The organism is Blautia sp. Sow4_E7, assembly GCF_052116245.1.
Classification (GTDB): domain Bacteria; phylum Bacillota; class Clostridia; order Lachnospirales; family Lachnospiraceae; genus Blautia_A.
The window spans coordinates 61,832-88,374 of record NZ_JBQKLL010000010.1 but is presented as its reverse complement, the minus strand read 5'-3'; the positions used below and the strand labels follow the sequence as shown (position 1 = coordinate 88,374).

Annotated in this window: 24 protein-coding genes and 1 pseudogene; 22 read left to right on the top strand and 3 right to left on the bottom strand. The window is 39.6% G+C overall.

The window, feature by feature from the left end:
• The first annotated feature begins 72 nt into the window (after positions 1-72).
• The 3 genes from ACTQ50_RS08300 to ACTQ50_RS08290 all read left to right on the top strand — a co-directional run bounded on the left by ACTQ50_RS08300 (position 73) and on the right by ACTQ50_RS08290 (position 3,239).
• Entirely contained in the window at positions 73-1,251 is a 1,179-nt protein-coding gene (locus ACTQ50_RS08300) for a trans-sulfuration enzyme family protein (protein WP_441483803.1), read from the top strand.
• On the top strand, positions 1,232-2,407 hold the full coding sequence (locus ACTQ50_RS08295; RefSeq protein WP_441483802.1) for a MalY/PatB family protein: 1,176 nt from the start codon (positions 1,232-1,234) through the stop codon (positions 2,405-2,407). Before ACTQ50_RS08300 ends, ACTQ50_RS08295 begins: the two co-directional genes overlap by 20 nt.
• A gap of 223 nt (positions 2,408-2,630) precedes the next feature.
• On the top strand, positions 2,631-3,239 hold the full coding sequence (locus ACTQ50_RS08290) for a DUF4317 family protein (protein ID WP_441483821.1): 609 nt from the start codon (positions 2,631-2,633) through the stop codon (positions 3,237-3,239).
• A 223-nt stretch (positions 3,240-3,462) separates the two neighbouring features.
• Here the strand turns inward: ACTQ50_RS08290 and ACTQ50_RS08285 are convergent, their stop codons facing one another.
• Entirely contained in the window at positions 3,463-3,882 is a 420-nt protein-coding gene (locus ACTQ50_RS08285) for an HD domain-containing protein (RefSeq protein WP_441483801.1), read from the bottom strand.
• A 33-nt stretch (positions 3,883-3,915) separates the two neighbouring features.
• A complete protein-coding gene (locus ACTQ50_RS08280; RefSeq protein ID WP_441483800.1) occupies positions 3,916-4,716 on the bottom strand; it encodes a hypothetical protein in 801 nt (266 codons plus the stop codon).
• A gap of 262 nt (positions 4,717-4,978) precedes the next feature.
• On the opposite strand from ACTQ50_RS08280, the gene ACTQ50_RS08275 reads away from it, so the two are divergent.
• Both ACTQ50_RS08275 and ACTQ50_RS08270 read left to right on the top strand, forming a co-directional pair.
• Entirely contained in the window at positions 4,979-6,136 is a 1,158-nt protein-coding gene (locus tag ACTQ50_RS08275; RefSeq protein ID WP_441483799.1) for a glycosyltransferase family protein, read from the top strand.
• A 29-nt stretch (positions 6,137-6,165) separates the two neighbouring features.
• Positions 6,166-7,251 (top strand): acyltransferase family protein, encoded by a 1,086-nt coding sequence (locus tag ACTQ50_RS08270; RefSeq protein ID WP_441483798.1) that lies wholly within the window; start codon positions 6,166-6,168, stop codon positions 7,249-7,251.
• A 31-nt stretch (positions 7,252-7,282) separates the two neighbouring features.
• Here the strand turns inward: ACTQ50_RS08270 and ACTQ50_RS08265 are convergent, their stop codons facing one another.
• Positions 7,283-8,527: a hypothetical protein gene (locus ACTQ50_RS08265; protein WP_441483797.1), complete on the bottom strand. Its 1,245-nt coding sequence runs from the start codon at positions 8,525-8,527 to the stop codon at positions 7,283-7,285.
• A gap of 166 nt (positions 8,528-8,693) precedes the next feature.
• Between ACTQ50_RS08265 and ACTQ50_RS08260 the strand changes: the two genes are divergently transcribed.
• The 17 genes and pseudogenes from ACTQ50_RS08260 to acpP all read left to right on the top strand — a co-directional run bounded on the left by ACTQ50_RS08260 (position 8,694) and on the right by acpP (position 26,515).
• Positions 8,694-9,374: a hypothetical protein gene (locus ACTQ50_RS08260; protein WP_441483796.1), complete on the top strand. Its 681-nt coding sequence runs from the start codon at positions 8,694-8,696 to the stop codon at positions 9,372-9,374.
• The gene (locus ACTQ50_RS08255) at positions 9,343-11,250 is read left to right on the top strand and encodes a DUF2142 domain-containing protein (RefSeq protein WP_441483795.1); all 1,908 of its coding nucleotides are present in this window, start codon (positions 9,343-9,345) and stop codon (positions 11,248-11,250) included. Before ACTQ50_RS08260 ends, ACTQ50_RS08255 begins: the two co-directional genes overlap by 32 nt.
• A gap of 22 nt (positions 11,251-11,272) precedes the next feature.
• A complete protein-coding gene (locus tag ACTQ50_RS08250) occupies positions 11,273-12,058 on the top strand; it encodes a glycosyltransferase family A protein (protein WP_441483794.1) in 786 nt (261 codons plus the stop codon).
• 14 nt (positions 12,059-12,072) lie between these two features.
• Positions 12,073-12,768, top strand: coding sequence for a glycosyltransferase family 2 protein (locus tag ACTQ50_RS08245; protein WP_226819445.1), 696 nt, complete (start codon positions 12,073-12,075; stop codon positions 12,766-12,768).
• Positions 12,769-12,789: 21 nt separating this feature from the next.
• Entirely contained in the window at positions 12,790-13,122 is a 333-nt protein-coding gene (locus ACTQ50_RS08240; protein ID WP_226819444.1) for a DUF2304 domain-containing protein, read from the top strand.
• Positions 13,123-13,136: 14 nt separating this feature from the next.
• The gene (locus ACTQ50_RS08235; protein ID WP_441483793.1) at positions 13,137-14,120 is read left to right on the top strand and encodes a glycosyltransferase family 2 protein; all 984 of its coding nucleotides are present in this window, start codon (positions 13,137-13,139) and stop codon (positions 14,118-14,120) included.
• A gap of 15 nt (positions 14,121-14,135) precedes the next feature.
• Complete coding sequence (locus ACTQ50_RS08230; protein WP_441483792.1) at positions 14,136-14,999, top strand: beta-1,6-N-acetylglucosaminyltransferase; 864 nt, start codon at positions 14,136-14,138, stop codon at positions 14,997-14,999.
• Positions 15,000-15,001: 2 nt separating this feature from the next.
• A complete protein-coding gene (locus ACTQ50_RS08225; RefSeq protein WP_441483791.1) occupies positions 15,002-16,015 on the top strand; it encodes a Stealth CR1 domain-containing protein in 1,014 nt (337 codons plus the stop codon).
• Between the two features lie 20 nt (positions 16,016-16,035).
• Positions 16,036-16,956, top strand: a complete 921-nt coding sequence (locus ACTQ50_RS08220) for a glycosyltransferase (RefSeq protein ID WP_441483790.1) — start codon at positions 16,036-16,038, stop codon at positions 16,954-16,956.
• Positions 16,957-16,984: 28 nt separating this feature from the next.
• Complete coding sequence (locus ACTQ50_RS08215) at positions 16,985-18,433, top strand: flippase (protein WP_441483789.1); 1,449 nt, start codon at positions 16,985-16,987, stop codon at positions 18,431-18,433.
• Positions 18,434-18,616: 183 nt separating this feature from the next.
• Positions 18,617-18,754 (top strand): annotated as a pseudogene (locus ACTQ50_RS08210) (glycosyltransferase); the annotation flags it as partial.
• A gap of 25 nt (positions 18,755-18,779) precedes the next feature.
• Positions 18,780-19,727: a glycosyltransferase family 2 protein gene (locus ACTQ50_RS08205; RefSeq protein WP_226819435.1), complete on the top strand. Its 948-nt coding sequence runs from the start codon at positions 18,780-18,782 to the stop codon at positions 19,725-19,727.
• Positions 19,724-21,211, top strand: coding sequence for a hypothetical protein (locus tag ACTQ50_RS08200; protein WP_441483788.1), 1,488 nt, complete (start codon positions 19,724-19,726; stop codon positions 21,209-21,211). The genes ACTQ50_RS08205 and ACTQ50_RS08200 overlap by 4 nt, the downstream gene beginning before the upstream one ends.
• A 10-nt stretch (positions 21,212-21,221) precedes the next feature.
• Positions 21,222-23,147: a DUF2142 domain-containing protein gene (locus ACTQ50_RS08195; protein ID WP_441483820.1), complete on the top strand. Its 1,926-nt coding sequence runs from the start codon at positions 21,222-21,224 to the stop codon at positions 23,145-23,147.
• A gap of 16 nt (positions 23,148-23,163) precedes the next feature.
• Positions 23,164-24,981 (top strand): Ig-like domain-containing protein, encoded by a 1,818-nt coding sequence (locus ACTQ50_RS08190; RefSeq protein ID WP_441483787.1) that lies wholly within the window; start codon positions 23,164-23,166, stop codon positions 24,979-24,981.
• 186 nt (positions 24,982-25,167) lie between these two features.
• Positions 25,168-26,136, top strand: coding sequence for a beta-ketoacyl-ACP synthase III (locus ACTQ50_RS08185; RefSeq protein ID WP_441483786.1), 969 nt, complete (start codon positions 25,168-25,170; stop codon positions 26,134-26,136).
• 154 nt (positions 26,137-26,290) lie between these two features.
• A complete protein-coding gene (gene acpP / locus ACTQ50_RS08180) occupies positions 26,291-26,515 on the top strand; it encodes an acyl carrier protein (protein WP_441483785.1) in 225 nt (74 codons plus the stop codon).
• The last annotated feature ends 28 nt before the right edge of the window (positions 26,516-26,543 follow it).

Here is a 26,543-nt window from a genome sequence, read left to right as displayed (position 1 = left end):
GTTATGATAAGACCAGACAAAAACGAGAGCGGTGTCTCTATGACCATATCATACGGACTTGGAGGAAAAATCATGGCAAGAGGAATCAATACAAAATGTTTACACTTAGAAGAAGAGGAAGGCTGTTGTAACAACTACGGAGCTATCAGCTTTCCAATCTATCAGACTGCAACCTACGAACACCCGGCAGTAGGCCATAGTACAGGCTTCGACTACAGCAGACTGCAGAATCCAACCAGAGAACACCTGGAAAAAATCGTAGCCAGTCTGGAAAATGGAATCGACGCACTGGCTTTTTCCACAGGAATGGCAGCTATCACCCTGGTAATGGAACTGTTTGGGCCAGGCGACCACCTGATCGTAGACGCTGACCTGTACGGCGGCAGCATCCGTCTCTTCGACAATGTTTCTTCGAAAAACGGAATTCAGTTTTCCCGCATCGACTGCTGGAAAGAAGATGTAGAAAGTTATGTAAACGAAAACACAAAAGCTATATATATTGAAACTCCTACCAATCCCATGATGAACGTCACAGACATTGCTGCACTTGCAGAAATTGCAAAGAGACACAATCTTTTTCTCATTGTAGATAATACCTTTTTATCCCCCTACTTCCAGAATCCCCTGGATCTGGGCGCTGACATTGTAGTACACAGTGGGACTAAATTCCTGGGTGGACACAATGACACATTGGCAGGTTTCCTGGTCACAAACCGGGAAGACATCAGCGAGAAGCTGCGTTTCCTGATCAAAACTACAGGCTCCGGCCTGGCGCCTTTTGACAGCTGGCTGATCCTCCGCGGCATCAAAACCCTCGGGATCCGCATGGAGCAGGCCCAGCGGAACGCCTTTAAGATCGCGGAATGGCTGAAGACCAAGAGCGCCGTAACCAGAGTGATCTACCCGGGACTTCCAGAGCACCCGGGCCATGAGATCATGAAAAAACAGGCCAGAGGCTTCGGCTCCATGCTGACCTTCCAGCTGGAAAGTAAAGAATTTGCCCTTTCCATCCTGGAAAAAGTGCGGATGATCAAATTTGCAGAAAGTCTTGGCGGTGTAGAGACTTTGATCACCTACCCAACCACCCAGACACATGCAGATGTTCCGAAAGAGATTCGGGAACGCAATGGAATCACAGAAGCAACCCTTCGTTTGTCCGTGGGAATTGAGGACCAAAAGGACCTCCTAAATGAATTTGAAAAAGTATTTGCAGAAACAGAGGAAGAATTACATGGCGGAAAGAAATCTTGATTTTGACAAAGTGATCAATAGAAAAAATACCAGATGTCTGAAATATGATTTTGCAGTAAAAAGAGGAAAACCAGCAGATGTGCTGCCACTCTGGGTTGCGGATATGGATTTCGAGACCTCTTCTTACGTGGAAGATGCACTGGTAGAGCGGGCGAAAGAGGGCATCTTCGGATACAGTGAGGTGCAGACGCCCTACTTTGAAATTGTGGCAAACTGGATGAAAACTCACCACAACTGGGAACCCCAGGAAGACTGGCTGATCAAAACACCAGGCGTTGTATTTGCCCTGGCTATGGCAGTAAAAGCATACACACAGCCAGGAGACAGCGTGCTGATCCAGCTCCCGGTTTATTATCCTTTCGCTGAGGTGATCCAGGACAATGGCAGAAAAGTGGTGAGCAATACCCTCTATCAGGGTGAGGACAACCGTTACCACATTGATTTCCAGGATTTTGAGAAGAAAATAGTAGAGGAAAATGTAAAGCTGTTTTTCCTGTGCAATCCTCACAATCCGGTGGGAAGAGTGTGGAGTGCAGAAGAACTGGAAAAATTAGGGGATATCTGCGTGAAACATGGTGTGACCGTGGTCAGCGATGAGATCCATGAGGACTTTGTTTTCAAAGGAAAACATCAGGTGTTTGCCGGGCTGAAAAAAGAGTTTCAGGAGATTTCCATTACCTGTACTTCTCCAAGCAAGACTTTTAACCTTGCAAGTATGATGATTTCCAATATTTTTATCCCAAATCCAGAGCTTCGCCGGAAATTCCAGAAACAGCTGGATGCAGCTGGAATCAGCCAGCTGGGTGTAATGGGACTGGTGGCTGTGGAGGCTGCTTATTCCAAAGGGGAAGAGTGGTATCAGGCAATGCATGCTTATGTGGAGGCGAATATCGCTTACACGAAAGAGTATGTGGAAGAGAACCTGCCTGGTGTGAAGATGACGGAACTGGAAGGTACTTATCTGGTATGGCTTGATTTCCGGGAGACGGGACTTGGCGTGGATGAGCTGGAGGACCTGATCATCAACAAGGCCGGGCTTTGGCTGGACAGCGGAAAAATCTTTGGAAAAGCAGGCGAGGGCTTCCAGAGGATTAATGTGGCATGCCCGAGGGCGACGCTGACGGAGGCGCTGGAGAGAATCAGAAAGGCGCTTTAGACTTTAGATTGCACAGACAAGATTTTTCAAGATACTGCTGCTTACAATCTGAGCAGTAACTGTACATTCAATGCAGAACGTCGTAAATCTTTCTTTTTAGTTGTGTGTAGCGTATAGGAATGGTAAAATATAAAAAATTACAGCTGCTGTACACGAAAGCGGACAGTAGTAAATTATGCATGCACAGGAGAATGCCATGACCAACAAGATCAACCGTGAAGATATGCTGGCACTGACCAGGAGGATGAACGTTGCACGAAGCTCTTTTACAAGGATTGCGGGATGTTATGTGGATAAAGATGGAGACTTTGACGGAAGCTTCAATGTGAATTTTCTCAAGCTGTCAGCAGGGGAAAAGAAGAAAAACATTGAGCTTGCCAAAGCAGTTCCCTTCGCGGCAACCAATGTGAATCTGAAACGCTATGAATTTTCAGATGAAAACAGAAGACCGGGAACGGTTTGGCAGCTTCTGATGGCTCTTCGGGAATGCGGACTGAAAAACGATGCCCTCATGGACAGCTTTTATGATCTTGTGATGGAGCATTACAAAAGCCGCCGGCCTTATGCCGTCTATGTGTTTCACGACAGATACGATATTCCTGCGAAAGCAGCGGATAAGGAAAGGCTGTGGGAGTCAGAATCTGTTTTTGAGTATCTGATCTGTGTGATCTGTCCCCTTGCAGACGAGTACGAGCCAGGTGCACCAGAGTGCGGTTTCCTTTTCCCGGCGTACACAGACGGAGGAGCAGACCTGAACCATGTGGCTGTGTTCCAGGCAGATGCGGACAGACCGCATCAGGAGATGGTGACAGAGATTTTGCGGGTAAAATAATAGAAATTTAACATAGGCTTTTGCAAAATATAAAAAAGGTACCTTAATATATTAGTAGCGAAAATGCTGATATAGTAAGGTACCTTTTTGAATTTACGCGAGCGACGAGCCAAAGCCCGTGCTTGCACAAGATCCTGGCGGCGGCTGCGAGAACGAGCAAAACTCGCAGAGCGTGTTTACGTGAGTAATGAGCCAATGTGTGGAGATTGTACTGACTTATTACTTATAAAATTTCCTCATATTCCCTTATGATTTCCTTCGCTGCCGCATATTTGGTACGCCAGTGTGCAAGCTGCGCCGGATCCGGCGTAACAGAAGAAAGCCTTGTCTCATCAGAATTATGGGCAAGATCCGCAATCTTCACCTTCCGCGCCAGGCGATTTTTGCAAAGCCGGCGCACATATTCCAGGTAGTCCTCGGAAGAATCATGGGTGAGCAGCTGAACGGCCTCTGTAATTTCTGCTGGAAATTCCGCTTCCAGCTCTGGAAGAGTCAGGGAAGTGTCCTCCAGCACATCATGAAGAAGGGCAATACAGGTGGTGACCTCGTCTGTCATCTGTTCTGCCAGATGGACCGGATGGAAAATATAAGGAACCCCACTCTGGTCGCATTGTCCCATATGTGCTTCATATGCTATTTTCATCGCCCTTATGGTTAAAGGAGTATAGACCATATTTTATTCTGCAGGTGCAGCCTCCGTGTCAGTATTTAATGGAGTAAAAGCTGCCAGGATTTCATCTGCTTCGGCTGTCGTATCTGTGGTGTAGGACAAAATAATGGAGACAAACTTTCCTCCCTGTTTGCGGGTACAGTATTTCTGAAGAACTTCATAATCATTAATCGTCACGCTTGTTTCCATAACCTGGAAATCCTGTCCGGCGATCTGCGTATCTGTAACATCTGAATAAGTGTAACCCATTCCGGTAGCATCCAGCATCTGCTGCGCAGCCAGGAAATACTGCTCCACAGTCATATTCTCCAGCACCGCGTCCTCCACGACTACCGAAACATTAGGAAAACCGGAGATAGAAGAAGCCATCATCTCATAAACCGTACCAGATAAAGCATCTTCTCCCAGCTCCACACCGGAAGATTCCTCAAGGGTGCTCTGTCCCTGCTGCATTACAGACTGAAGCTCTTCCTCTGTATTCATAACAACCGTCTCCGGCGGAGTAAATTTCAGATTCAGCCACTCGCTCTGGAAATCGGTATCTGTGATGGTGCCTTTTTCATAAGGGGTATCAGCGGTGCTTCCAGTGTCCGCTTCGGAAGCAGTATCTGCACTGTCCGCAGTCTGGCCATCGGCGGTAGTCTTCTCATCAGCAGTTTGCTCATCAGCTGTGTTTTCTGTATCGGCAGAAGAATCAGCCGCGTCCGCTGTCTGCTCCGTATTCTCAGCCAGTACCGGCAAAACAGAAATTCCACAAAGTGAAAATGCCAGCATAGCCGGTATCAATAAACATTTCTTTTTTCGCATGAATTCAGTATCCTCCTGGAAATTAATAAGCCAAAGAGAGAACTCTGACCTTTCGATGCACTCATTATAGCAAATTCCCATTTACTTTCCTAGTGATAAAAGGTAGAAAAAACAATGAAAAAATTGTGAAGCTGAGAATGATTTGCAATTCATTACCTTTATAGTACTAGTTGCGTTTCCCAGGTTATTTCGCTATAATAAGGAACAAAGACTCAAAAACCAATTTTTACGGATTTATACTTAGCATATAAGGAGATTTCCCATGAGCTTTTTACATACATTGAAACAAAAATTGCGCAGTCTGGTTCCGGTCAGCCGCACTTACATGGACAATAAGCTTAAGGAATTAGAAAAAGCAAATAAACGTCAGGAGAAGCTTCTTACCGAGCTGCAGAAGAACATCCTGCCAGCCCAGGAGATGAAGGACTATATTGCAAACGAATTCCGGCGCCGCGACGACTGGGCGAAACGCGCCATCCAGGTACAAAAGGAGGCTAGTGACCGCCAGATCTGGGTGATCAAATGCCCCGCCCCGGAAGGTGAGAAGAAGATCCGCTGGGGAGATTATGCCTATGCGGTCGCGCTGAAACGTTATCTTGACAGAATGGGGATGTACACCATAATTGACCTCCATGAAGACTGGGACTGCGAAGTGAATGCAGATGTTGTTCTGGTACTGAGAGGCCGCGAATTCTACCGCCCGGACCGCCGGAATACCAAATGTACCTATATTATGTGGAACATCAGCCATCCGGAAATGGTGACGGAAGAAGAATACAAGCTTTACGATATCATTTGTGTAGGCTCCCTTCATTATGCTAAGGAGCTTCAGCAGAAGCTGGATATCCCGGTTTATCCTCTGCTCCAGTGTACAGATACGGAACTGTTCTATCCGGATCCAGCAGCAGAGAAGAACCGTGGTGGCGACTATCTGTTTATAGGAAATTCCCGTGGCGTAGCCCGTCCCTGCGTATTATGGGCAGCCAGGGAGAAACTCCCTCTGAAAATCTGGGGCGCAGGATGGAAGGCCATGCTTGGCCCGGATAAAACCATGGTACAGGAAGTCTTTATCGAAAACAGCCAGATCCCAGCTCTATACCGCAGCGCCCGGGTTACCCTGAATGACCACTGGAAAGACATGCTGGACTATCAGTTTGTGAACAACCGTATTTTTGATGCTCTTGCATGCGGCCTGCCAGTGATCTCCGACTGCTGCGACGAACTGCGGGAAATTTTTCCGGACGCAGTGCTTTACTATAGTAATAAAGAGGAATTTGACCAGTGCGTGAAAGAGATTGAGACTCATTACGATGACGTAAAAGCCCGGGTAGATGCCCAGTGGCCGATGATTAAGGAGAAGTATTCCTTTGAGGCAAGAGCCAGAGAACTGGTGGAAATCGTAACGAGGGAAAAAGGATAAAATTATTTAGAAGAAGAGTGGACGATAAAGTGGAAAAAAAAAGAGATACGTTGATTGACCTGTTAAAAGGAATTGGTATTACGTCAATTGTTATAGGACATGCAAGCTGGGTATGGCAAAGAACCGGTTTTCCAATCGGTCCGTTTGTTTATACCTATCATTTGATGGTATTCTTTTTTGTGGCAGGAATGTGTTTTAAACCACGCAAAGATATAACGCCATACATGCAGATTGGAAAGAGGCTGGGTGGATTAATGCCCATATACATAAAATATAGTATTGTATTCATTTTACTGCATAATTTCCTTTTAGAAATGCATATACTTAAAAGTGGCACTGCATTGTACGAAACAAATGATATTATATACGAATTATTCGAAGCATGCGTTTTCAGAACGTCAGAGTCCATGTTGGGTGCTTTTTGGTTTATTCCAATGTTTTTTATTGGAGTAAGCATGTTTATTTTGTTGTTTTATCAGGCTGAGAAAATGAAACATCCAGCAATATGGCATGCCTTATTTTGTGTTTTAGCAGCTATTGTAGGAATTTATCTAAATTATAATGATATTGATTTGAAATATCACATGCAGACATCTGTATTGGCAATACCTGTTATTTATTTTGGCATTGTGGCTCAACATTATAGATCTTATATAGAAAAATATCTGCGTTGGTGGATGGCTCTTGTTTTGGGCTTTATACTTTGGAAGGTGTTGAGCCTGAATATTGGAATTGTAGAACTATCAGCGAATATGATCCTTCATCCGCTGCTGTTTTATCCAGTTACAATCGTCGGAATTGCCTTTTGTATCTGCCTGGCATTAGGAATGAGTAAATTCGGGAAAGTAACGAAATTGTTTTGTGCAGCAGGAAAAAACAGTTATCATATTATGGCACTTCATATAATTACTTTTAAAGGAATAGATTTTGCAATCTGCAAGATTTTAAACTTGGGAAATGATGTGTTAGAGCGCTATCCGCATTCCTTTAACAGATCATGGCCTATTTGCTACGTTGCCGGCGTAATAGTTCCATTAGCAGTAGTGTATGCAGGAAGATATGTATGGGGAAAAATAAAAACCATGATGAAAACAAGGAGCCAGCAAACAATCTAAGGTTTGCTGACTCCTTGTTTTTGCGACAGTTTTAAGATTCCAGATCTGTTACTTTGATATTAGGATAAAGGGCGTAGCCCATCACCTTGGCATCAGATTTATAATAGGGAATTTTGCAATTTCCGTCACTTGATCCGGAGATGGAAACAGTCTCCCCAAGCAGGGAAGTATAATCTGTAGTTTCGTAAGTTACACCATATATTTCGGATGAATTTTCTTTTTGGATCAGCAGAATTACCTTACCTGATGATAAATTGGTATTCTCATATACTATTTTTCCATTTATAGAGAATTTTTCACTTTTATAATAGTATGGATATTTACAAAGCTCTTCATAGCTGTCGGTAAGCTGCAGCGGGTTTATGTCAGTTTCATTAGTTTTCCAGTAAAAAGCTTTTAAAATAGGAATTTCTTTTTCCAGATCAGAATCTGCAACTTGACTATAATCCCGTACACTTGAAAGAAAATCATCATCAACTATTAGCTCATCTAAAAAAGTTTTGGAATTCATTTCCCATCCAAGCGAATGTTCAAAAAACGAAATCGGCTCTTCTTCATAATTATTTATGGAGTCGAAAAAACCATAAATTTCAATGGAATCATCAACTGAAACATTTTCAATATTGCTGGAAACAAATTGTTGAATTGATGCATTTGGATATTTAAAAAGATAAAGATTATCCGATTCATCTTTTATTTTCATATATCCAGTGGAAGCACTTTCATAAATACTAATTACTGTACCAGAAACTTTTATTGGTAATTCAGAGTAATCATAGGGGTTCGAAAACCACTCATCGTAATTGGGGGAGACTGCATTTTGAAGCAGGCTGCTTACTGGAGTACATCGATGAAACCAGTCCAGACTAATTAGTTCACCTTCAGAAGAATAAGTCTGGATCTTTTTGCAGGGTTTTCCCCGGCTGGTAGTAAATGTCTGATAGGTTCCATCAGGATAAGTGGTGGTTACTTTTTTTCGAATAAGCCCTTTTTTGTATGTTACATCTTGTGTAGTCCCGTCTTCATAAGAAATGGTACATTCACCATTGAATGCCTCTTGGGAATCAGACCAGCTGCCAGTGATGGAAAATGACGCTTCACTGTCTGGAAGGGTAGTAAAAGTACTTTCTTTACCATTTGCTTCCAGAGTTCCATAATATATATGGTTTAAAACATTGACAGAAACAATGTTATCCTGTTGAATTCCATTAACGGAATAGGGAAAGCATAAAAGGACTGCGGCAGCAGCTAAAGTATAAAACATATTTTTTTTCATAACAGAATCTCCTTATATGGTTATATTACTATCTATAAAGAAATACGTCAAATATAAATTGTTTTGAAAAGTCTGGAAGTGCGTTGGGGAAATAACGCTTGTCTTTGCGTATGTTTTTTGCTACAATTAAAAAATGTTAAGACTTTTAAATAAAATGGGGGCAAATATGAACAAAATATTAAAAAAGTTGCTGTTAATAGTAAATTTATTGCTATTTGTGGTGTTTATGCTTTCTATATTTGTTCCGTCACATAAAAAAAAGGTTATGTATTCAAATACGGATGTGAATGGAACTACTGATCGTAATAGTATTGATACCGTTGGATTAATTACAGATAAAAGAAATATAACACTTTCATTTGAATTGTATAACCAGGAATTTTATGGAATCTGTTTATATTTTGAGGCAGAAGGAGAAGATGAGAGCGGAGAAATTACCTGTACATTGCAGTTTGAGGATCAGGTAGTTGCTGAAGAACGTATTCAGGTAAAAGAATTGTTTGCCAGAATGAAATCATCTTCATTAAGTGCAACGGAAATTTTTGCTGGCAGCCGGGAAAACAAACCGGGAAAATACACTGTTTTATTAGAAGGTACTGGGATTTCACCTGAGACAAAGATTTCACTTTATGCAAATGATAATGCATGGAAATATGTGCGTCTTGAGAGTGATACATATCAGGAATATTACGGTCCTTTATATTTACTTGAAGTTATAGGTGAGGAACATCCACATATTTGGAGTACTGCATTTATATTAACACTAAGCCTTTTATTCAGTTATCTTATTTATGCAAACGATAAGGAGAAGAGAAGTGAAGCAATTCAAAATAATGAAGAAATATAAAAGAATAATTGCTGTTTTTGCAATTGTTCTCCTAGTTGCAGTAATTGAACTGGGATTCAATTATTCGGCATTGAAATGGCGATACGGTGAACTGGATTTAAGGGATAGTATTCAAGTTATAAAAACAGAGACAAATGAAAAATATGTTGTCGAATTTGCAAATAAAAAAGGTTTATACGTAAAACAACTTAAAATTATAGGTGATTTTAATCAGGAAGATGGTTATTGGATTGATGTAACCTGGATAAATGAATTTGGAAAGAAAGTTACATCTACAAGTACAGATGTAGTGAACGCATATTTTTCTGAATTCTATACAAATATAAATAAAAAAATTACTAATTTAAAAATAACAATGCCAAAACCGGAAGGCAGCAATTTAAAATCAGTTTGGGTTACCAATCATTTTGAGATTAATAAATATCGGGTTTCCTTTTTCTTTATTTTATTGCTGCTGTTATATTTAATCTTTTTTGAGAAAAATGTAGTTAAATGGATTGAAAGATATTTTGTAATATATTCATTGGCTTTTGGAATGCTGCTCATCGCATGTGTACAGCCCAGATACTGTTCCTGGGATGAACAGATCCATTTTAAAACGGCCTATAGCCTGGCCAGTGGTAAGAGTGTAGAGTGGACAGAAGCGGCACTGGATATTGTGAACAGAATTGTACTTTCCTGTAACACAAAGGCAGAATTTGCAGAATTGCGCAAACTGATGAATGAAAAAGGAAAAGAAATTTCCTATACAGAGAAGAAAGAAAATATAGGAATTTCTTATTCTACAATATCGTATATTCCCATGGCAGTATTCATGAAGATTGGTATGCTTTTGAAAGTACCATTTTCAGACTTATTTATGTTAGGAAAGTTGGGAAATCTCTTTTTTTATGTATTCATTATGTACGAAGCGCTTAGCAGGGCAAAAAGAAAAAAACTGTTTCTTGCTTTTATAGCAATGCTGCCAACACCATTATTTCTTGCAGCCTCTTATTCTTACGACCCGATTGTGTTTGCCTGTGTAACATTAGGCTGTGTGTTGTGGTATAATGAGATGACATCAGGAAGAAAAAGGTACCAGTTAGGAAACGTAATTGCAGCTACATTGCTTTTTTCAGTAGGATGTTTTTCAAAGGCAGTGTATGTTCCGATTATTTTAGTAATGCTTTTGCTTCCGCAGTTCCAGAAAAAGAGCAGAAAGCAGCAGTTAATTTGGTTTATTGGAATCCTGGCTGTTTGTGCATTTGTCATGATGACGTTTGTTTTACCAGCAATTACGAATACAATTTCCGGAAATATATCTTATGGTGGAGATAATCGTGGTGGGGATACCAGTTTGGTAAGGCAGTTGATGTCTATGATTAAATATCCGTTGAGCAGTATAAAATTGATGATAAATAGTATTTTCAGTTTCGACAATTTCCGTAACGTAGGAACTGCAGCTGGGGATAATTATTTTATAGGAAATCTGATGTTTTTAAATTTTGCAAGTCTTGGTATATTGCCCGAAAAATGGATGTTGATCCTGGTTCCAATGTTTGTATTGCTGCTGCTTTATGAAGAACGTAAAATGACGACAAATCAAGAATTGTGTTTGGGAAAAAGAGTATTTGTGGTTGTGATTTTAATAGCAGTTATAGTGTTGATCTGGCTCTCTATGTATTTAAGCTTTACTCCAGTTGGTCAGAATACAATTGCCGGAGTGCAGGCGAGATATTACCTTCCTCTTTTGTATTTGGGAGCGTTGGTATTGTCTGGAAAAAGAACTGTATTGCAGGCTGATTATTACAAAATGGCAAGGTTAACTCTGCTTTCAGTCAATGTTCTGCAAATTGCCATAATATATGAAATTGTATTAAAATACAGAATGTTTTAAGATATATTTTTGAGGTGAAAAAATGGTTAGTCATACATTTGCAATTTGTGCATATAAGCAAAGTCCATATTTGGAAGAATGTATTTGCTCTCTGACGACGCAGACAGTGAAAAGTAATATTATCATCGCTACATCAACACCAAATGATCACATAAAAGCACTTGCTGAAAAATATCATCTGACTTTATATATTAATCAGGGAGAGAGCGGCATTGCACAGGATTGGAATTTTGCTTACAGACAGGCAAAAACAGATTATGTTACAATTGCGCATCAGGATGATTACTATCAGCCAGAATATCTGGAAAATATTCTGAATGGGTTGAAATGTGCAAAAGATCCGATCATAGCGTTTTCTGATTATGGAGAATTAAGAAATGGACAAAAAGTAGACCGCAACCAGCTGCTCACAATTAAAAGAATTTTATTATTGCCGCTGCGGATAAAAGGACTTTGGAAGAGTGTAAGAGCCAGAAGGCTTTGCCTGAGTCTTGGAAATCCTGTTTGTTGTCCGTCTACTACCTATGTGAAAAAGAAATTTCCAGAAGAACCTTTTCAGGTAAAATATGCCAGCAATGTGGACTGGATGATGTTGGAAAGAGCAAGCAAATATAAAGGTGAGTTTTGCTATGTGACAAAAGTGAGCATGTATCACAGAATTCATGAAGAATCAACAACGTCAGAAATCATTGGAAATAATGCAAGAGGGCAGGAAGATTATGAAATGTTTTGCAGGTTTTGGCCAAAAGGGATTGCAAAAATAATTGCCCGGGTTTATGGTACCAGTGAGAAATCAAATAATATATAACGAAGGATACATACATGAAAGTTTTAGTTGTTATTCCTGCATATAATGAGGAATTAAATATTAAAAAAGTAGTTTCAAATTTGAGGGATCAATATCCTCAGTATGATTATGTTGTTGTAAACGATGGTTCAGCTGATAATACTTCCAGGATTTGCCACGAAGAAAAGTTTAATATTATTGATCTGCCGGTGAATCTGGGTCTTGCAGGCGCTTTTCAGACCGGTTTAAAATATGCAGATTTAAAAAATTATGACTGCGCGATCCAGTTTGATGCAGATGGACAGCATAGACCAGAGTATATTGCAGAGTTGGTAAAGGGGATTGAGGAAGGATACGATATTGTCATCGGATCACGTTTTGTAACACAAAAGAAACCATTGAGTATGAGAATGGTTGGAAGCCGCATGATCGGATGGGCGATCAAAGTATCTACAGGAAAACGGGTGGCAGATCCAACATCCGGCATGAGAATGTACAGCAAAAAAATGATTCATGAATTTGCGCGCAATATTAACTATGGACCGGAACCGGATACCATTTCTTTTCTGGTTAAGCAGGGCGCTGCAATAAAAGAAGTACAGGTAGAAATTGATGACCGAACAGCTGGGGAAAGCTATTTAAACTGGACAAAATCCATGATGTATATGCTGAGAATGATGATCTCTATTCTGTTCATTCAGAATTTTAGAAAACGAAGCAAAACAGATTAAAAGTCGGAAGAAGGTAAAAATATGTCAATCGCATTAAGAGTTTTATTAATTATTGTTTCTGTGATGAATACATTGAACATTTTAAGAAGAATTCGCAAATCAAAACTGCAGATAGACTACTCTATTTTTTGGCTTGTTTTCTCTATGATATTGATCGTGATCGCAGTTTTTCCACAGATTGTGATTAAGCTGGCACAGATAATTGGATTCCAGTCACCTGCAAATATGGTCTTTTTACTTGTAATATTTGCCCTGATGTTTAAGTCATTTCAATCAACCCTGGAAATTTCTCAATTGCAATATAAAATCGAAGAGTTGACTCAGAAGATTGCACTTGAAGAGCACAAGGAATAGAGCTGAGGTTTTTTATGGAAAAGGTTTCAATAATAGTTCCAATATATAATGTGGAAAAGTATATTAGAAGATGCCTGGAGAGTATTGTGAAGCAGGACTATGGCAGCTTTGAGATCATTTGTGTAGATGACTGCGGACAGGATAAAAGCATGGAAATCGTTACAGAATTTCAGAAAAAATATCCTGATAAGCTTGTGATAGTACATAATTCTGTGAATAAAGGACTGGGAGCTGCGCGGGATGCTGGAATGAAAGCGGCTTCAGGAGAATACATTGGATTTATTGACAGTGATGATTATATCAAACCAGATTTTATATCCAGATATATAGAGGCATTTAGAAGCTCGCTGAGCGATGTTGTAGCTGGCGGCTATATTAGGGATGAAAATGGAAAGTATACGGAACTACCATCAGATGTTGAGGATGCAGAAGCAATCTGGGTAAATGTAAGCGCCTGCCTGAAGATGTACAGACGGAGCTTTCTCGAAAAGCATCATCTTAATTTTAATGGCGTCAGAAGATATGAGGATGAAGGCTTTATGTACAGAATCCTTATGAAAAATCCTAAAGTCAAAGTTATTCCATATTCTGGATACTACTATTGGCTGAATACAGAATCCATTACGAGAAGTAAGAATAATGACCGGGCAGGAATTTTTCTGGAGTATGCTTCTAATGTAGAAGAGATGTCCAGGGAACTGCTTCGGGAGAGTACAATGGACAATCATGAGATACTTTGTTATTGTCTGGCTTCTGGTCTGATTGCCAACCTTTTGTATAATGGAAGAGGCTGTGGAATCCATAAGATGAAGGAATTGTATGAAGTTTACAATAAAGTTATGTTGGAAATTTCAGATCGTATCTGCATAAATAAATATATTAAATTAAAGTACCTTAAATCAGAACCAGTTTTAAAACGATATGCAGCATGGCTGGTGCTGAGATTTCGAAAGATAAAAGCAGATAAACTGCTGTTTCTTATTGATAGTCTGCTATAAACTGCTGGAGGCATAATGGGAAGACACGCATATTTGATTATGGCTCATAATCAGTTTGATCTATTATGTAAACTGATTCGGGAACTGGATTATGAACTAAATGATATTTATATTCATATAGATAAAAAAGCAGGTGAAATTGATGAAGAGAAATTTAGAACCTGTGTAAAAAAATCAAAATTATTTTTCACGGATCGAATTTCTGTTACCTGGGGCGGTGAAAGTCAGATTGAGTGTGAAATGCTCTTGTTTAGAATGGCTGCATCTAGAAAATATCAATATTATCATATATTGTCAGGGGTGGATTTCCCAATTAAAACGCAGAAGGAAATTCATGAATTTTTTGATGCAAATGATGGAAAAGAGTTTATTGAATATTGGAACCGAAATCAGAATGAATATTTATATCGGATAAAATACTATTATTTTCTTCAGGAGAAAATTGGTACTTATACATATGATGCCAAAACATTAATGTTGAGAATTAAGAGTAAATTGTCGCTTTTTAAACAAAGATTGATGGGAGTTGACCGTCTAAAAGGTATAAAAAGTGAGATAAAGATTGGTCCCAATTGGGTGAGCATAACAGATCAAATGGTTAGATACTTGCTGGAGAAAGAACCTGTTATTGATAAAATGTTTAAACAGGGTATCGCAGCAGACGAACTGTTTGTTCAGACATTTTGCTGGAATTCTGAATTTAAAGCTAATATTTACCAAGGAGGACCAAGCAGATTAATTGATTGGACCAGAGGAAAACCATATGTGTGGGCTGAAGAAGATTTTGACGAAATTAAAAATTCAAAATGTCTATTTGTGCGGAAAATTTCTAACAAAAATCATTTAGCAGATATGATCAGTGAACAGTTATTGAGGTAAAAATGAGCAAAGAAAAAATAGATTTTGTAATGATCTGGGTAGATGGAAATGATGAGGAGTGGAAGAAAGAAAAAAGAAAGTATACTCCTTCTGCAAATTCAGATAATGAGGATAACAGGTATCGGGAATGGGATAATTTGAGATATTGGTTCCGGGGCGTAGAGAAATTTGCTCCCTGGGTTCATAAAATCCACTTTGTGACATGTGGGCATTTACCAGAATGGTTAAATGTAAATCATCCCAAGTTAAATATTGTTTCCCATAAGGACTATATGAAAGAAGAATATCTTCCAACATTTAGTTCACATCCTATCGAATTAAATCTTCATCGCATTGAGGGCTTAAGCGAAAAGTTTGTTTATTTCAATGACGATACATTTATTACAAAACCAATGACAGAGGAAGATTTTTTTCGAAATGGTCTGCCCTGTTCAGCATGTGGTTTTGAAGTGATCAATATAAAATATGATCCTGTATATTATGATGTGATGGTTAATAATATGCGAATGATCAATAAGAATTTTGACTCGGCTCAATTCATTAAAAAAAATTTTTCAAAGATTTTTAACCTGCGTTATGATCTGAAGCATATTAAAAGCCTTTTGCTTCTCCCTTGGAGTATGGGCTTTATACCGGGGTTTATTAATCCGCATTTGCCAAATGCATATTTGAAATCTACTTTTGAAGAAGTTTGGGATAAAGAGTATGAATTGTTAGATGAAACCTCGAAGCATAAATTTCGTTGTTCACAGGATGTAAATCAGTATATTTTCAGATACTGGCAATATATGACGGGAAAATTCAGCCCGATCAATATGAAGAAACAAGGCGAATTTTATTATATTGGACAGCAATTTGAAGAATGTTGCAATGCATTAAGAAATCAAAAACATAAAATGATGTGCATTAATGATGACCTGACTCAAATTTCATTAGATGAATTTGAAAAATATAAGAATGGCTTGAATTCTGCATTTGAGGTCATATTAGGAGAAAAATCTCAGTTTGAAATCTGATAGATGAGAGGGGGACCTATATGGAGGCAAAACTTAATGCCTGCAAAGTAGGATTTATTATTCTTCACTATAATGATATAGAAACGACGAAAAAATGTATCGACTCAATTCAGTGTCTTGAACAGATTCAGGATTCCAAAATACTGATTGTAGATAATCATTCACCAAATAATTCTGGGGCTGAGCTGAAAAAGCAATATGCCGGAATTGAGAATATAGAAATTTTGCTATTAGAAGATAATTATGGATATTCCAGAGCGAATAATATTGGGTATGCATATTTAAAAAAATCAGAAAATTTCGATTATATTGTTGTTGCTAACAATGATATTATTTTTGAACAAAGAAATCTGATTTCCATACTTGAAGAGAAATATAGGGAAGCAGGGTTTTATGTAGCTGGTCCGAATGTATATGCGATCTACAAAAAGCAGCATCAAAATCCACTGGCACTGCGTCCTAGATCATTAGAAGAAACTGAAGCGTGGATTGAAGAGAATCGCAGATGCCTGAAAAATATGAAACGGGAATATTTGCTTCACTGTATCTGGCAGAAGGTAAATCGTACAAAAATATACAGCATATATAGAAAAAGAATGGACAGTAAAATACAGAAAACCGAAGACGATAAATGGAAACATAGTATGGAAAATATTGTTTTATCCGGATCCTGTCTGTTTTTCTCAGAGAGATTTATTAAGAATAATGAAAAGCTATTTGAGCCAGAAACATATTTCTATCATGAAGAAGATATTCTTACAACAAAATGCCTGAAAAATGGCTGGAAAACATTATATATTCCAGATATAGCTGTGCAGCATCTGGAGGGAGCGTCTACAAACACGAAGAATTATGATCAGAAGATGAAGTTCCGATATACTAATTTCATTAAAGCAGCAGAGATATATGCTGAATATTTGAAACATGTTAATTCGCATTAATACTGAAGCAATAGAGATGAGAGTAGACATGGAAAAAAAATCAATTAAAAAAAATGCAACGTTAAATATAATAAAAACAGTTTTTTCACTGGTATTTCCACTTATTACATATCCTTATGCGCTGAGAGTCCTGCAAATTGAAAAGATTGGAAAATTTGAGTTTTCGGCTTCAATAGTCAGCTATTTTTCTTTAATTGCGGCATTGGGAATTTCGGCGTATGCGGTCAGGGAAGGTTCTAAATACCGTAATGACCGGAAAAAGTGTTCTGAATTTGCCAGTGAAATTTTTTCGATTAATTTTTATTCCACCATTTTGGCATATATATTATTAATACTATGTCTTATTTTTGTTGGAAAATTCAGACCATATATTCCCGTTATTTTAATATTAAGTTCAGAAATTTTACTGGCAACTTTGGGGGTAAATTGGATTTATACTATATTCGAAGATTTTTCGTACATCACGAAAATTACGCTGATACTGCAAGTTATAGCTGTAATACTTTTATTTGTTTTTGTTCACAACAGTAATGATTTATATGTATATTCTGTTATAACTGTTATCTCCAGCAGCGGTGCCAGTATTTTTATGTTCTTGCGGTCTCACAAATATGTGGATCTTCATTTGGTTGCCAGACCAGATACTAAACATTTGAAACCTATATTAATTGTGTTTTCCATAACAATTGCGACCACAATATATATAAGCTCTGATACTACTATTTTGGGGTGGATTGCTGGTGACTATAGTGTTGGACTTTACAGCACTTCTGTTAAAATATATAAGATCGTGAAGCAGGTTTTAAGTGCTGCTGTCGCAGTAGTGATACCAAGATTTGCGTTTTATATTGGAACAAAGGATGATAAGGGCCTTGAAAAATTAGGAAATGACTTAATGAATTATATGATATTGGGCTGTGTTCCCTGTATGGTGGGGCTGTTTTTTCTGGCAAAGCCGATTGTGGAAGTCTTTGCTGGTACATCATACAGTGAGGCACATATCTCACTATCCCTCCTTAGCATTGCGCTGATCTTTGCTGTGTTTGCAAATATCTTTTGCAACGGGGTGCTTATTTCATTTAAAAAAGAAAAAATAGTAATGATCGCAACCATCATAAGTGCTGTAGGAAACATTGTCCTGAATTTTATCTTAATTCCTTATTTTAAGGAAAATGCGGCGGCATTTACCACTGTTCTGGCAGAAGCCTGCATTTGTTTTATCTCTTTTGCATATGCAAGAAGGTGTTTTAAAATCAGATGTAATATTAAGAATGTTTATCTGACTGTATTAGGTTCTGTTGTAATTGGCATTATTTGTGGCATTGTGAAAAGGTATTGTATGAATAATATTTTACAGTTAGTGCTGTGTGTTACAATTTCGGTGCTCTTTTATGCAGCAGTTCAAATTGTCTTTAAAAATCCTATTGTTTTTGAAATTTTACGGAGTTTACAGGAAAAAAGCAGGAAAGATTTTTAGAATGACAATTCTCTTGCCCGTTGTTTGTCCATGTAGTACAATAATAACTACATGAACTGGCAACGGGATTTTTTATTTGAACTCATATCATATAAATCATGGTGATATGCTTAGCTTTAACTTTAAGACGAAGGAAAAAATAATATGAAAAAAATACCAATTTTATACATCGTAATCCCCTGCGTCTGCTTTATGGGCGGAATCCAGTTGCTGTGTCTTGGCGTAATTGGAGAATATGTAGGGAAAATTTACCCGGAGACGAAGCACCGTCCAAGATATATAATCAGTGAACGTACCTGGGAAAAGAAGCAAAGATGCTGACTGATTTGGAAAGGATTATATCAGAATGGATAAAATAGCAGTATTAATACCATGCTACAATGAAAGCAAAACAATCGAAAAAGTTGTAAAAGATTTCAAAAAGGTGCTGCCAGAAGCGGTGATTTACGTTTATGATAACAATTCTACAGATCATACCGATGAGATTGCGCGCGCAGCTGGGGCTGTGGTTCGGTACGAATACCAGCAGGGAAAGGGCAATGTGATCCGCCGCATGTTCCGTGAGATTGATGCCCAGTGCTATATTATGGCAGATGGGGATGACACTTACCCGGCTGAGTTTGCACCAGCAATGGTAGAGAAGGTTTTGAATAAGAAAGTAGATATGGTGGTGGGAGATCGTTTATCTTCCACTTATTTTACAGAGAACAAAAGACCGTTTCATAATTTCGGAAACAGCCTGGTGCGGAAATGTATTAATGTTATGTTTAAAACCCAGATCAACGATATTATGACCGGATACAGAGCATTCAGCTATCAGTTTGTAAAATCCTTCCCGGTTTTGTCAAAAGGATTTGAAATTGAAACAGAAATGAGTATCCATGCAGTGGATAAAAACATGTACATTGAGAATGAAGTGATCGAATACAGAGATCGTCCGGATGGAAGTGAGTCTAAGCTGAACACGTACTCAGATGGCTTTAAAGTACTGAAAACCATTGCAAGACTGTACCGAAATTATAAGCCAATGGCCTTCTTTGGAATTTTGGCGGGCATTTTGCTGATACTTGGGCTAGGCTTCTTTTTCCCGGTTTTTGTAACATATCTTGAGACTGGACGGGTAGGAAAGATCCCGACTCTGATCGTAAGCGGATTCGCAGTACTTGGCGCAATCCAGGCCTTCTTTTCAGGCATGATTCTTCAAACTTTGGTACAGAAGAACCGTCAGGATTTCGAAATGGAACTTCAGAGAATCCAGGAACAGTATAATCATCTTAAGGATGTGGAAAAATGACTTTTACCAAACAATTTATCATAATGGACCAGCCCTTGGATGTGCAGGATTTTCAGCATGTAACATTAAGCTGTGGAAAAATCTTGTCTTATCATAAAAATCTGCATATTCAAATAGTACAGAACGAATCTGGAGCTTCTGAAATCTGTCTTTTGGGCTGGGCTTTTCAGGCAGAAGAGGGAAGAAATGATCCATTAGAACAGATCCGGGAAATAAAAGACCGGGCAGAACTGGAGCGGCAGCTGGAAACCTGGTCCGGGACCTGGCTGCTGATCTATGATAAATATATTTATCTGGATGCCTGCGGGTTATTAGGATGCTTTTATACAGACAGCGGGATCGTTTCCAGCAGCTTAAGCTGTATAAATGAGGCTATGCATAGAAAGAGCAGAAATCCCCGTCTGAGACATAATTTTGGACTGGATTATTATCCAGGATCAGGAACTGTTTATCCGGATACCTATCGCCTGATGCCTTCCCAGACCTATGATCTGATCGATCGAAAGTATGAAAGCCGAAGTTTATATCTTGGAAACAAAAACTATGAAACAGATGAGCAGCGGCTGGATTCAGTGATCCATTATTTTGAAACTATTTTGCACAATTTAGTGCGGACTTATAATGGCAGGATCATGCTGCCCCTTACAGGTGGGTATGATTCCCGGACGATGATGGCACTTCTGGAATATAGCGGAATTGATTATTCTGCATTTACCCTGGAGCATGAAAATATTTCGGAGTTAGACCGTGAAGCGCCTCCTGAGCTGGCGAAAATAATGAACCGGGGATATGAGTACCGGAAGAGAGCGGGAAAGAAAAGCAAAGAAAGACTGCTGGATTTCGATCGCCATTGTGATGGTATGGCAGCAGATGAAGACCGGAATTTTTATGCATATGACCAGTATCCTCATGATGATAAAATGACGGCGATCCTTCGATGCGGTGTGTGGGAGTGCAATTATTACACCATTTATAATTGGGTAGAAAAAGCAGATCTTAATTTAAAAAAGTATGCGAAAAAATATGTAAATATCCGTTGGCGAAAAGATATGCAGGATTCTCTTCAGCGTTATTTTGATTATGTGAAAACGGATGAGCAGCCGCTAAAATGGCCTGTACGGTTTTACAGAGAGCAGCGTATGGGCTGCTGGCTTTCTAGTATAGAGCAGACATTAACGCTGATCCCCAACATGGATTCCTTTCAGCTTTGTAATTGCAGCTGTATTCTGGAAATCCTGGGCGGAGTAGATCTGGAACTGTTAAAGGGAAAGAAATATCAGGTGAGGATTATTGAAAAAATATGTCCGCAGCTTCTTCAGGTTACCCTGCAGAATAAAGAAAATAAGTTCCTAAAAAAGAGGCTGTTTAAGAGTATCAAAAAAAATTTTCAGTATATAAAAAATTGCTGGTGTTGCCTGGACGGAAATGGAAGATGGAAAGAACCTTTGAAATTTGTTAAGAAAAAGCTATGGAGAAAAAAATAAATTGGGAAAAATGATTAGCAATAATATAAATGCAAAAACAGATAGAAGAAAGCAGGTAATTCATCTGGCTGTCGAAATCCTGGTTGCAGTTGCGGTTGCGTTATTGCTGGAGCTTGCTTTTAATTATCATGCACTTACAGAAGGATATAGTTCCATTACAATCATGGATATTGCACCTTCTACAGAGGAGAAGGCAATTTATCAAAGCGAGTTTGCAGAACCAATTTATATGAAAAAGCTGATATTGCATGGAACCGCAAAAAAGAAAAGTGCATATAATATCAGTTTGGTAATAATAAATGATTTTGGTGCAGAGGAAGTTCTGGAAATAAAGGACTATATGTTTAAAGAGTTGAAATCTGCATTTACAAATATTAATAAAAAAGTTAAGCAAATTCAGATAACTCTTACAGATCCATCTGAGATCCAATTTACTGGCATTTCCTGTTCAAATGAATTTTCTTTAAATAAATACCGCATTTTCTTTAATGTTTTAGTGGTATTTTTAATACTATTGATATTATTTGAGAAGAAATTGATCGTAGAAAAAACCTGGGTGTTTTATATGATCGCAGCGCTGGGATTTGGCAGTCTGATTTCTGTAATGGCTGGGCCATATGCGGTTACGTGGGACGAGGAAGCACATTATTCTGTCGTCCATAATGCCAGTTTTTCCTCTCAGGTTAGTGCTAATTCAGCTGTTAAAAAAAGCTTTTCACGTAAGGGCTGGTATGCTGTAAATACAGCAGAGGAAAGTTATCTGATTAAAAGATATCTGAATAAAAAAGCGGAAAGCGGTGACTATGTATATAATTCCACAGGATCATTGAAAAATTATATTTCCTATTTCCCAATGATCTTAGCATATCATTTTGGAGAAAAAATTGGTCTTTCCTATGCGAATGCTTATATTCTGGGAAGACTTGGAAATCTTGTTTTTTGTGTCCTGTTGAATATTTTAGCAATTATATTGGCACGGCGAAAAAAAGTTTTGATTGCAGTAATTGGCATGATGCCAACTGTCATATTTCAAAGCAGTATGTATACTTATGATGGGATCTGTTTTTCCTTTATCACATTAGGAACAGTGCTTTGTGTAAACGAAATAGAAAAGGAAAATCTTTTGAATATTCTTTTTTCGGCAGTGCTTTTTGGATGCGGCTGTATTATCAAACCCGTATATTTTCCCGTATTTTTGTTATTGCTTCCTGTAATCTGGAGAAGAATAAATGTGTGTCTAAATACAAAAATGAAAAAGCGCATAGGAACAGGTATTTTATGTTTTCTATGTCTTGTGATGGTCGGAATACTGGTAATGAAATTCCAGCCATTGGTAAGGAATATGATAGAAGGAAATCTGTCTTATGGCGGTGATACACGTGGTGGGAATACTGGTATGGCTGGACAGATTCTGAGCATGATCCATCATCCTATAGCTGCTTTAAAAATGTTTATTCGGGACATTTGCGCTTTAGATAATTTCCGGAATTTTGGAGATGGAGCAGAAAATACAATCTTGATCTGTAACCAGATGTTTTTAAATCTGTATGTACTTGGAACGCTAAAGGAAGTATGGGCATTGATCCTTTTGCCGCTTTTATTGCTTATCTTTTTGGTGAAACCACAAGGGGAACCGGAGTCCTTCCAGAACATTAAAATCTTTAGAAAAACATGTATAGCAGGTGTGGTTTTATCAGTTATTCTTATCTGGCTTGCTATGTATCTGGCGTTTACACCTATTGGCGCGGGCAGTATAAAGGGCGTTCAGACAAGGTATTATCTGCCCTTGGTTTTGCCATTTGCATATGCAGTATGGAACAATAAGATAAATGTCAGAATTTCAAAATTACGATATTATCAGATCGCTTTGGGAAGTGGACTTCTTTTATGCAGCGCATGTATTTATCAATATATAATTTTCGGAAAAGCACTATAAAAAGGGGTACTGCTAAATGAAAAAAATAAGTTACTTTGTTTCAATTGTATTTGCTGTTCTGGTGCTTGTTTTGGGATGCCCTGCATTGGTAATTGCGCAGGATATAACAGAAGACTCTGGCACTGTTACCTCCGGAGCCCTTGCATCCGCGGCCGGCGACACTGGCATCCGCCTGTTTTCCCTGGAAACCTACACGGACAGCTATGGCGCGCAGCTGGATGGGGATGCCAGGCAGCTTTATAATTTAATGGTCCAGAATTATGTGACAGAGTATAGCCAGCATTTGGATAATCTGACTATTTCTTTTGAACTTCCGGAAAGCATTTCCTTTGAGGCGGTAGTAGAAGATGGAGCTTTTCAGAAAACAGGGGAAGAGTACGAATCAGCGAAAAGCAAAGTAAGCGGTGCAATACAGGCGGCTTCGGACGCTTTTTCCTATGATTATCCACAGGCATTCTGGTTCAGAGGCGGAAGCTATGGATACCGAATCAGCTGTACTTCGGACGACACCTCTTCCACGGGATATCGGGCCACTTTTTACGGATATAGCTTTAACCCGGAGTCGCGGGAGATTGCTGAGGGAGCCCATTGGAAAATGAACGATTTTATGGCGTCTGTGCAGAAGACGGTCCAGGAATTAAATGCGCGTACTGCAGGGATGACCAGACAGCAGAAAGTGAAGGCCGTTCATGACTATATCTGCCAGAAAGTGTCGTACAGAAATAACAGTACTATGTGGGTTCACACCGCAGCCTCTCTTTTTCTGGACGAAGATCCTGCGTTTGTCTGCGAAGGCTATGCCAAGTCTATGAAGATTCTCTGCGATTATATGGGACTCAATTGTGCCTGCGTCAGCGGAACTGCAAAGGGAACTGCATATGGGACACCTGGTGCGCATATGTGGAATTACATCCAGATGGAGGACGGCAAGTGGTATTTAGTGGATGCCACCTGGGATGACATTGGCACGGAGGCGTCTACACGGTACCTGCTTGTAGGAAGGCAGTCTATGGGACAATCTATCCTCATTGGGGAAGAAAGGGTGGAATATAGAAGCTTTTCCACATCATCAAGCGGAGGAAGTTCCCCGATATTTATTTTGCCGGAACTGGCGGAAAGAGGGTATGGGGAAAAAGAGGAAGAGATGACACCAACGCCTACTGTGATGCCGATTCTAACCAATACACCGGTGCCGACTGCGACGCCGGTGCCGACTGCGACGCCAAAGCCGACTGCGACGCCAGCGCCGACTGCGACGCCAAAGCCAACTGCGACGCCAGCGCCGACTGCGACGCCAAAGCCGACTGCGACGCCAAAGCCAACTGCAGTGCCGAAACCAACGGCAACTCCAGTGCCAGTCAAGACACCGGCGCCCACTGCTGCTCCTGTTTCTCTTACGTTGCAGGTTGGACAGTCCTATAAACCCACTGGAAAAATAAAGAAGGTCAGAACCTCAAACAAGCGGATTGCGGCTGTATCTAAAAGAGGAAAAATCGTAGGAAAAAAAGCCGGAAAGACAACCGTTACGGTCACATACACCAATGGAAGCCGCACGGCTTTTTATGTAAAAGTCCAGAAGGGCATTGTAAAAACTACAGGTTTATCCTTGAATAAACGAAGCGTGGTTCTGGCCAAGAAGGGCAAAACCTTCCAGCTAAAGGTAACCATCAAGCCCGTCACCAGCCAGCAGAAGGTAACCTACAAGAGTTCCAATCCAAAGGTTGCAACCGTAAATTCCAAAGGAAAAATCGTTGCGAAAAAGAAAGGAACCACGGTCATTACAGTTAAGTCAGGAAGTAAAAAAGTGACCTGTAAGGTCCGGGTGAAGAAATAGTCTGGAGCTGAAGCCGCGCTTCCAGATATATAATGAAAAAGTGGAAATACTGTTTGAGTCAGAAAAGAATCTGATTCAGGCAGTATTTTTTTCTATTGACAAACAGAAAAAATATGATATACTTTGATAATCAAACTATTTTAAATCAAAAACAAATAAAGAAAGTACAACATACCTGGAGGTATTATGGTTGGAAAAATAAAAGGGACCGGTTCCTATAGACCGGTTCAGGTGTGGGACAATGCCAAGCTGTCCCACATGATGGAGACAAGTGATGAATGGATCCGGGGACGGACCGGAATTGGACAGCGGCACATTGCAAGCCGGGGAGAGACGGTTGCTTACATGGCAGCCAGAGCAGCTGGGGAAGCGCTGAGAGATGCAGAAGTGAGACCGGAAGAGATTGATCTGATCCTGGTATCAACAATGTCCGCCGAGAGGATCATGCCCTGTGCAGCCTGTGAAGTGCAGAAGCTGATCGGCGCAGTTAATGCTACCTGCTTTGATCTGAACAGTGCCTGTACCGGATTTCTCCTGGCTTTAAATACAGCTCAGGCATATCTTGGACAGCAGATTTACAAAAGGGCTCTGGTGATCGGGGCTGAAGTTCTTTCCCATCTGACCAACTGGCAGGACCGGAGCACCTGTGTATTGTTCGGGGATGGAGCCGGTGCTGTGGTGTTAGAAGCAGAAGAAGATGCGGTCTATGTTCAGGCCACGCATTCCATTGGAAAAGGTGGAGAAGCCCTTACCTGTACCAGCCGGAACCAGCCGGAATTTGCAGAAAAAGACGCCGATATTTCCGCTTCCTACATGCAGATGGATGGAAAAGAAGTGTTCAAATTTGCAGTTTCCAAAGTGCCGGAAGTGATCTTCGAGGTCCTGGAAAAAGCAGGAAAAACGAAAGATGAGATCCGCTTTTACATGCTTCATCAGGCAAATCAGAGAATCGTTTCTTCTGTGGCAAAGCACATGAAAGAACCTTTGGAAAAGTATCCCATGAACATAGAAAGACTGGGAAATACTTCATCTGCAAGTATTCCGCTTTTGCTGGATGAATGGAAAAAAAGAGGAAAATTGAATCCGGGAGACTGGATCGTTCTTGCGGGATTTGGAGGCGGACTTACCTATGGGGCAAGCCTGATGAGGTGGTAAAAAGCAGATTATAATTTGACTGGCTGAAATTCTGCCAGGCATAAAATTATATTTCGGCTGGAAATAATCAAGTAATTCAAGCTGAAAAAAGGCTTTGAATCATAAATAAATAGGAAAAAAACAAATTAAAAAATCGAAATAAGGAGAACAAAAAATGTTAGAAAAAATCAAAGAAATCGCAGCAGATTCATTAGGAGCAGATGTAAACACCATGACAGCAGAAACCTCTTTTAAAGAAGATTTGGGAGCAGATTCCCTGGACCTTTTTGAGATGGTAATGGCACTGGAAGAGGAATTCGAGGTAGAGATTCCCACAGAGGATCTTGAAAATATTAAGACTATCGGTGATGTAGAAAACTATCTTCAGAACCGTCAGTAATTACATTTGTGGATATACAGAATGGAGA

Coding starts and splice junctions, on each gene's coding strand:
- ACTQ50_RS08300 (WP_441483803.1), top strand. CDS start 73: ATGGCAAGAGGAATCAATACAAAATGTTTACACTTAGAAGAAGAGGAA.
- ACTQ50_RS08295 (WP_441483802.1), top strand. CDS start 1,232: ATGGCGGAAAGAAATCTTGATTTTGACAAAGTGATCAATAGAAAAAAT.
- ACTQ50_RS08290 (WP_441483821.1), top strand. CDS start 2,631: ATGCTGGCACTGACCAGGAGGATGAACGTTGCACGAAGCTCTTTTACA.
- ACTQ50_RS08285 (WP_441483801.1), bottom strand. CDS start 3,882: ATGAAAATAGCATATGAAGCACATATGGGACAATGCGACCAGAGTGGG.
- ACTQ50_RS08280 (WP_441483800.1), bottom strand. CDS start 4,716: ATGCGAAAAAAGAAATGTTTATTGATACCGGCTATGCTGGCATTTTCA.
- ACTQ50_RS08275 (WP_441483799.1), top strand. CDS start 4,979: ATGAGCTTTTTACATACATTGAAACAAAAATTGCGCAGTCTGGTTCCG.
- ACTQ50_RS08265 (WP_441483797.1), bottom strand. CDS start 8,527: ATGAAAAAAAATATGTTTTATACTTTAGCTGCTGCCGCAGTCCTTTTA.
- ACTQ50_RS08260 (WP_441483796.1), top strand. CDS start 8,694: ATGAACAAAATATTAAAAAAGTTGCTGTTAATAGTAAATTTATTGCTA.
- ACTQ50_RS08250 (WP_441483794.1), top strand. CDS start 11,273: ATGGTTAGTCATACATTTGCAATTTGTGCATATAAGCAAAGTCCATAT.
- ACTQ50_RS08245 (WP_226819445.1), top strand. CDS start 12,073: ATGAAAGTTTTAGTTGTTATTCCTGCATATAATGAGGAATTAAATATT.
- ACTQ50_RS08240 (WP_226819444.1), top strand. CDS start 12,790: ATGTCAATCGCATTAAGAGTTTTATTAATTATTGTTTCTGTGATGAAT.
- ACTQ50_RS08235 (WP_441483793.1), top strand. CDS start 13,137: ATGGAAAAGGTTTCAATAATAGTTCCAATATATAATGTGGAAAAGTAT.
- ACTQ50_RS08230 (WP_441483792.1), top strand. CDS start 14,136: ATGGGAAGACACGCATATTTGATTATGGCTCATAATCAGTTTGATCTA.
- ACTQ50_RS08225 (WP_441483791.1), top strand. CDS start 15,002: ATGAGCAAAGAAAAAATAGATTTTGTAATGATCTGGGTAGATGGAAAT.
- ACTQ50_RS08220 (WP_441483790.1), top strand. CDS start 16,036: ATGGAGGCAAAACTTAATGCCTGCAAAGTAGGATTTATTATTCTTCAC.
- ACTQ50_RS08215 (WP_441483789.1), top strand. CDS start 16,985: ATGGAAAAAAAATCAATTAAAAAAAATGCAACGTTAAATATAATAAAA.
- ACTQ50_RS08205 (WP_226819435.1), top strand. CDS start 18,780: ATGGATAAAATAGCAGTATTAATACCATGCTACAATGAAAGCAAAACA.
- ACTQ50_RS08200 (WP_441483788.1), top strand. CDS start 19,724: ATGACTTTTACCAAACAATTTATCATAATGGACCAGCCCTTGGATGTG.
- ACTQ50_RS08195 (WP_441483820.1), top strand. CDS start 21,222: ATGATTAGCAATAATATAAATGCAAAAACAGATAGAAGAAAGCAGGTA.
- ACTQ50_RS08190 (WP_441483787.1), top strand. CDS start 23,164: ATGAAAAAAATAAGTTACTTTGTTTCAATTGTATTTGCTGTTCTGGTG.
- ACTQ50_RS08185 (WP_441483786.1), top strand. CDS start 25,168: ATGGTTGGAAAAATAAAAGGGACCGGTTCCTATAGACCGGTTCAGGTG.
- acpP (WP_441483785.1), top strand. CDS start 26,291: ATGTTAGAAAAAATCAAAGAAATCGCAGCAGATTCATTAGGAGCAGAT.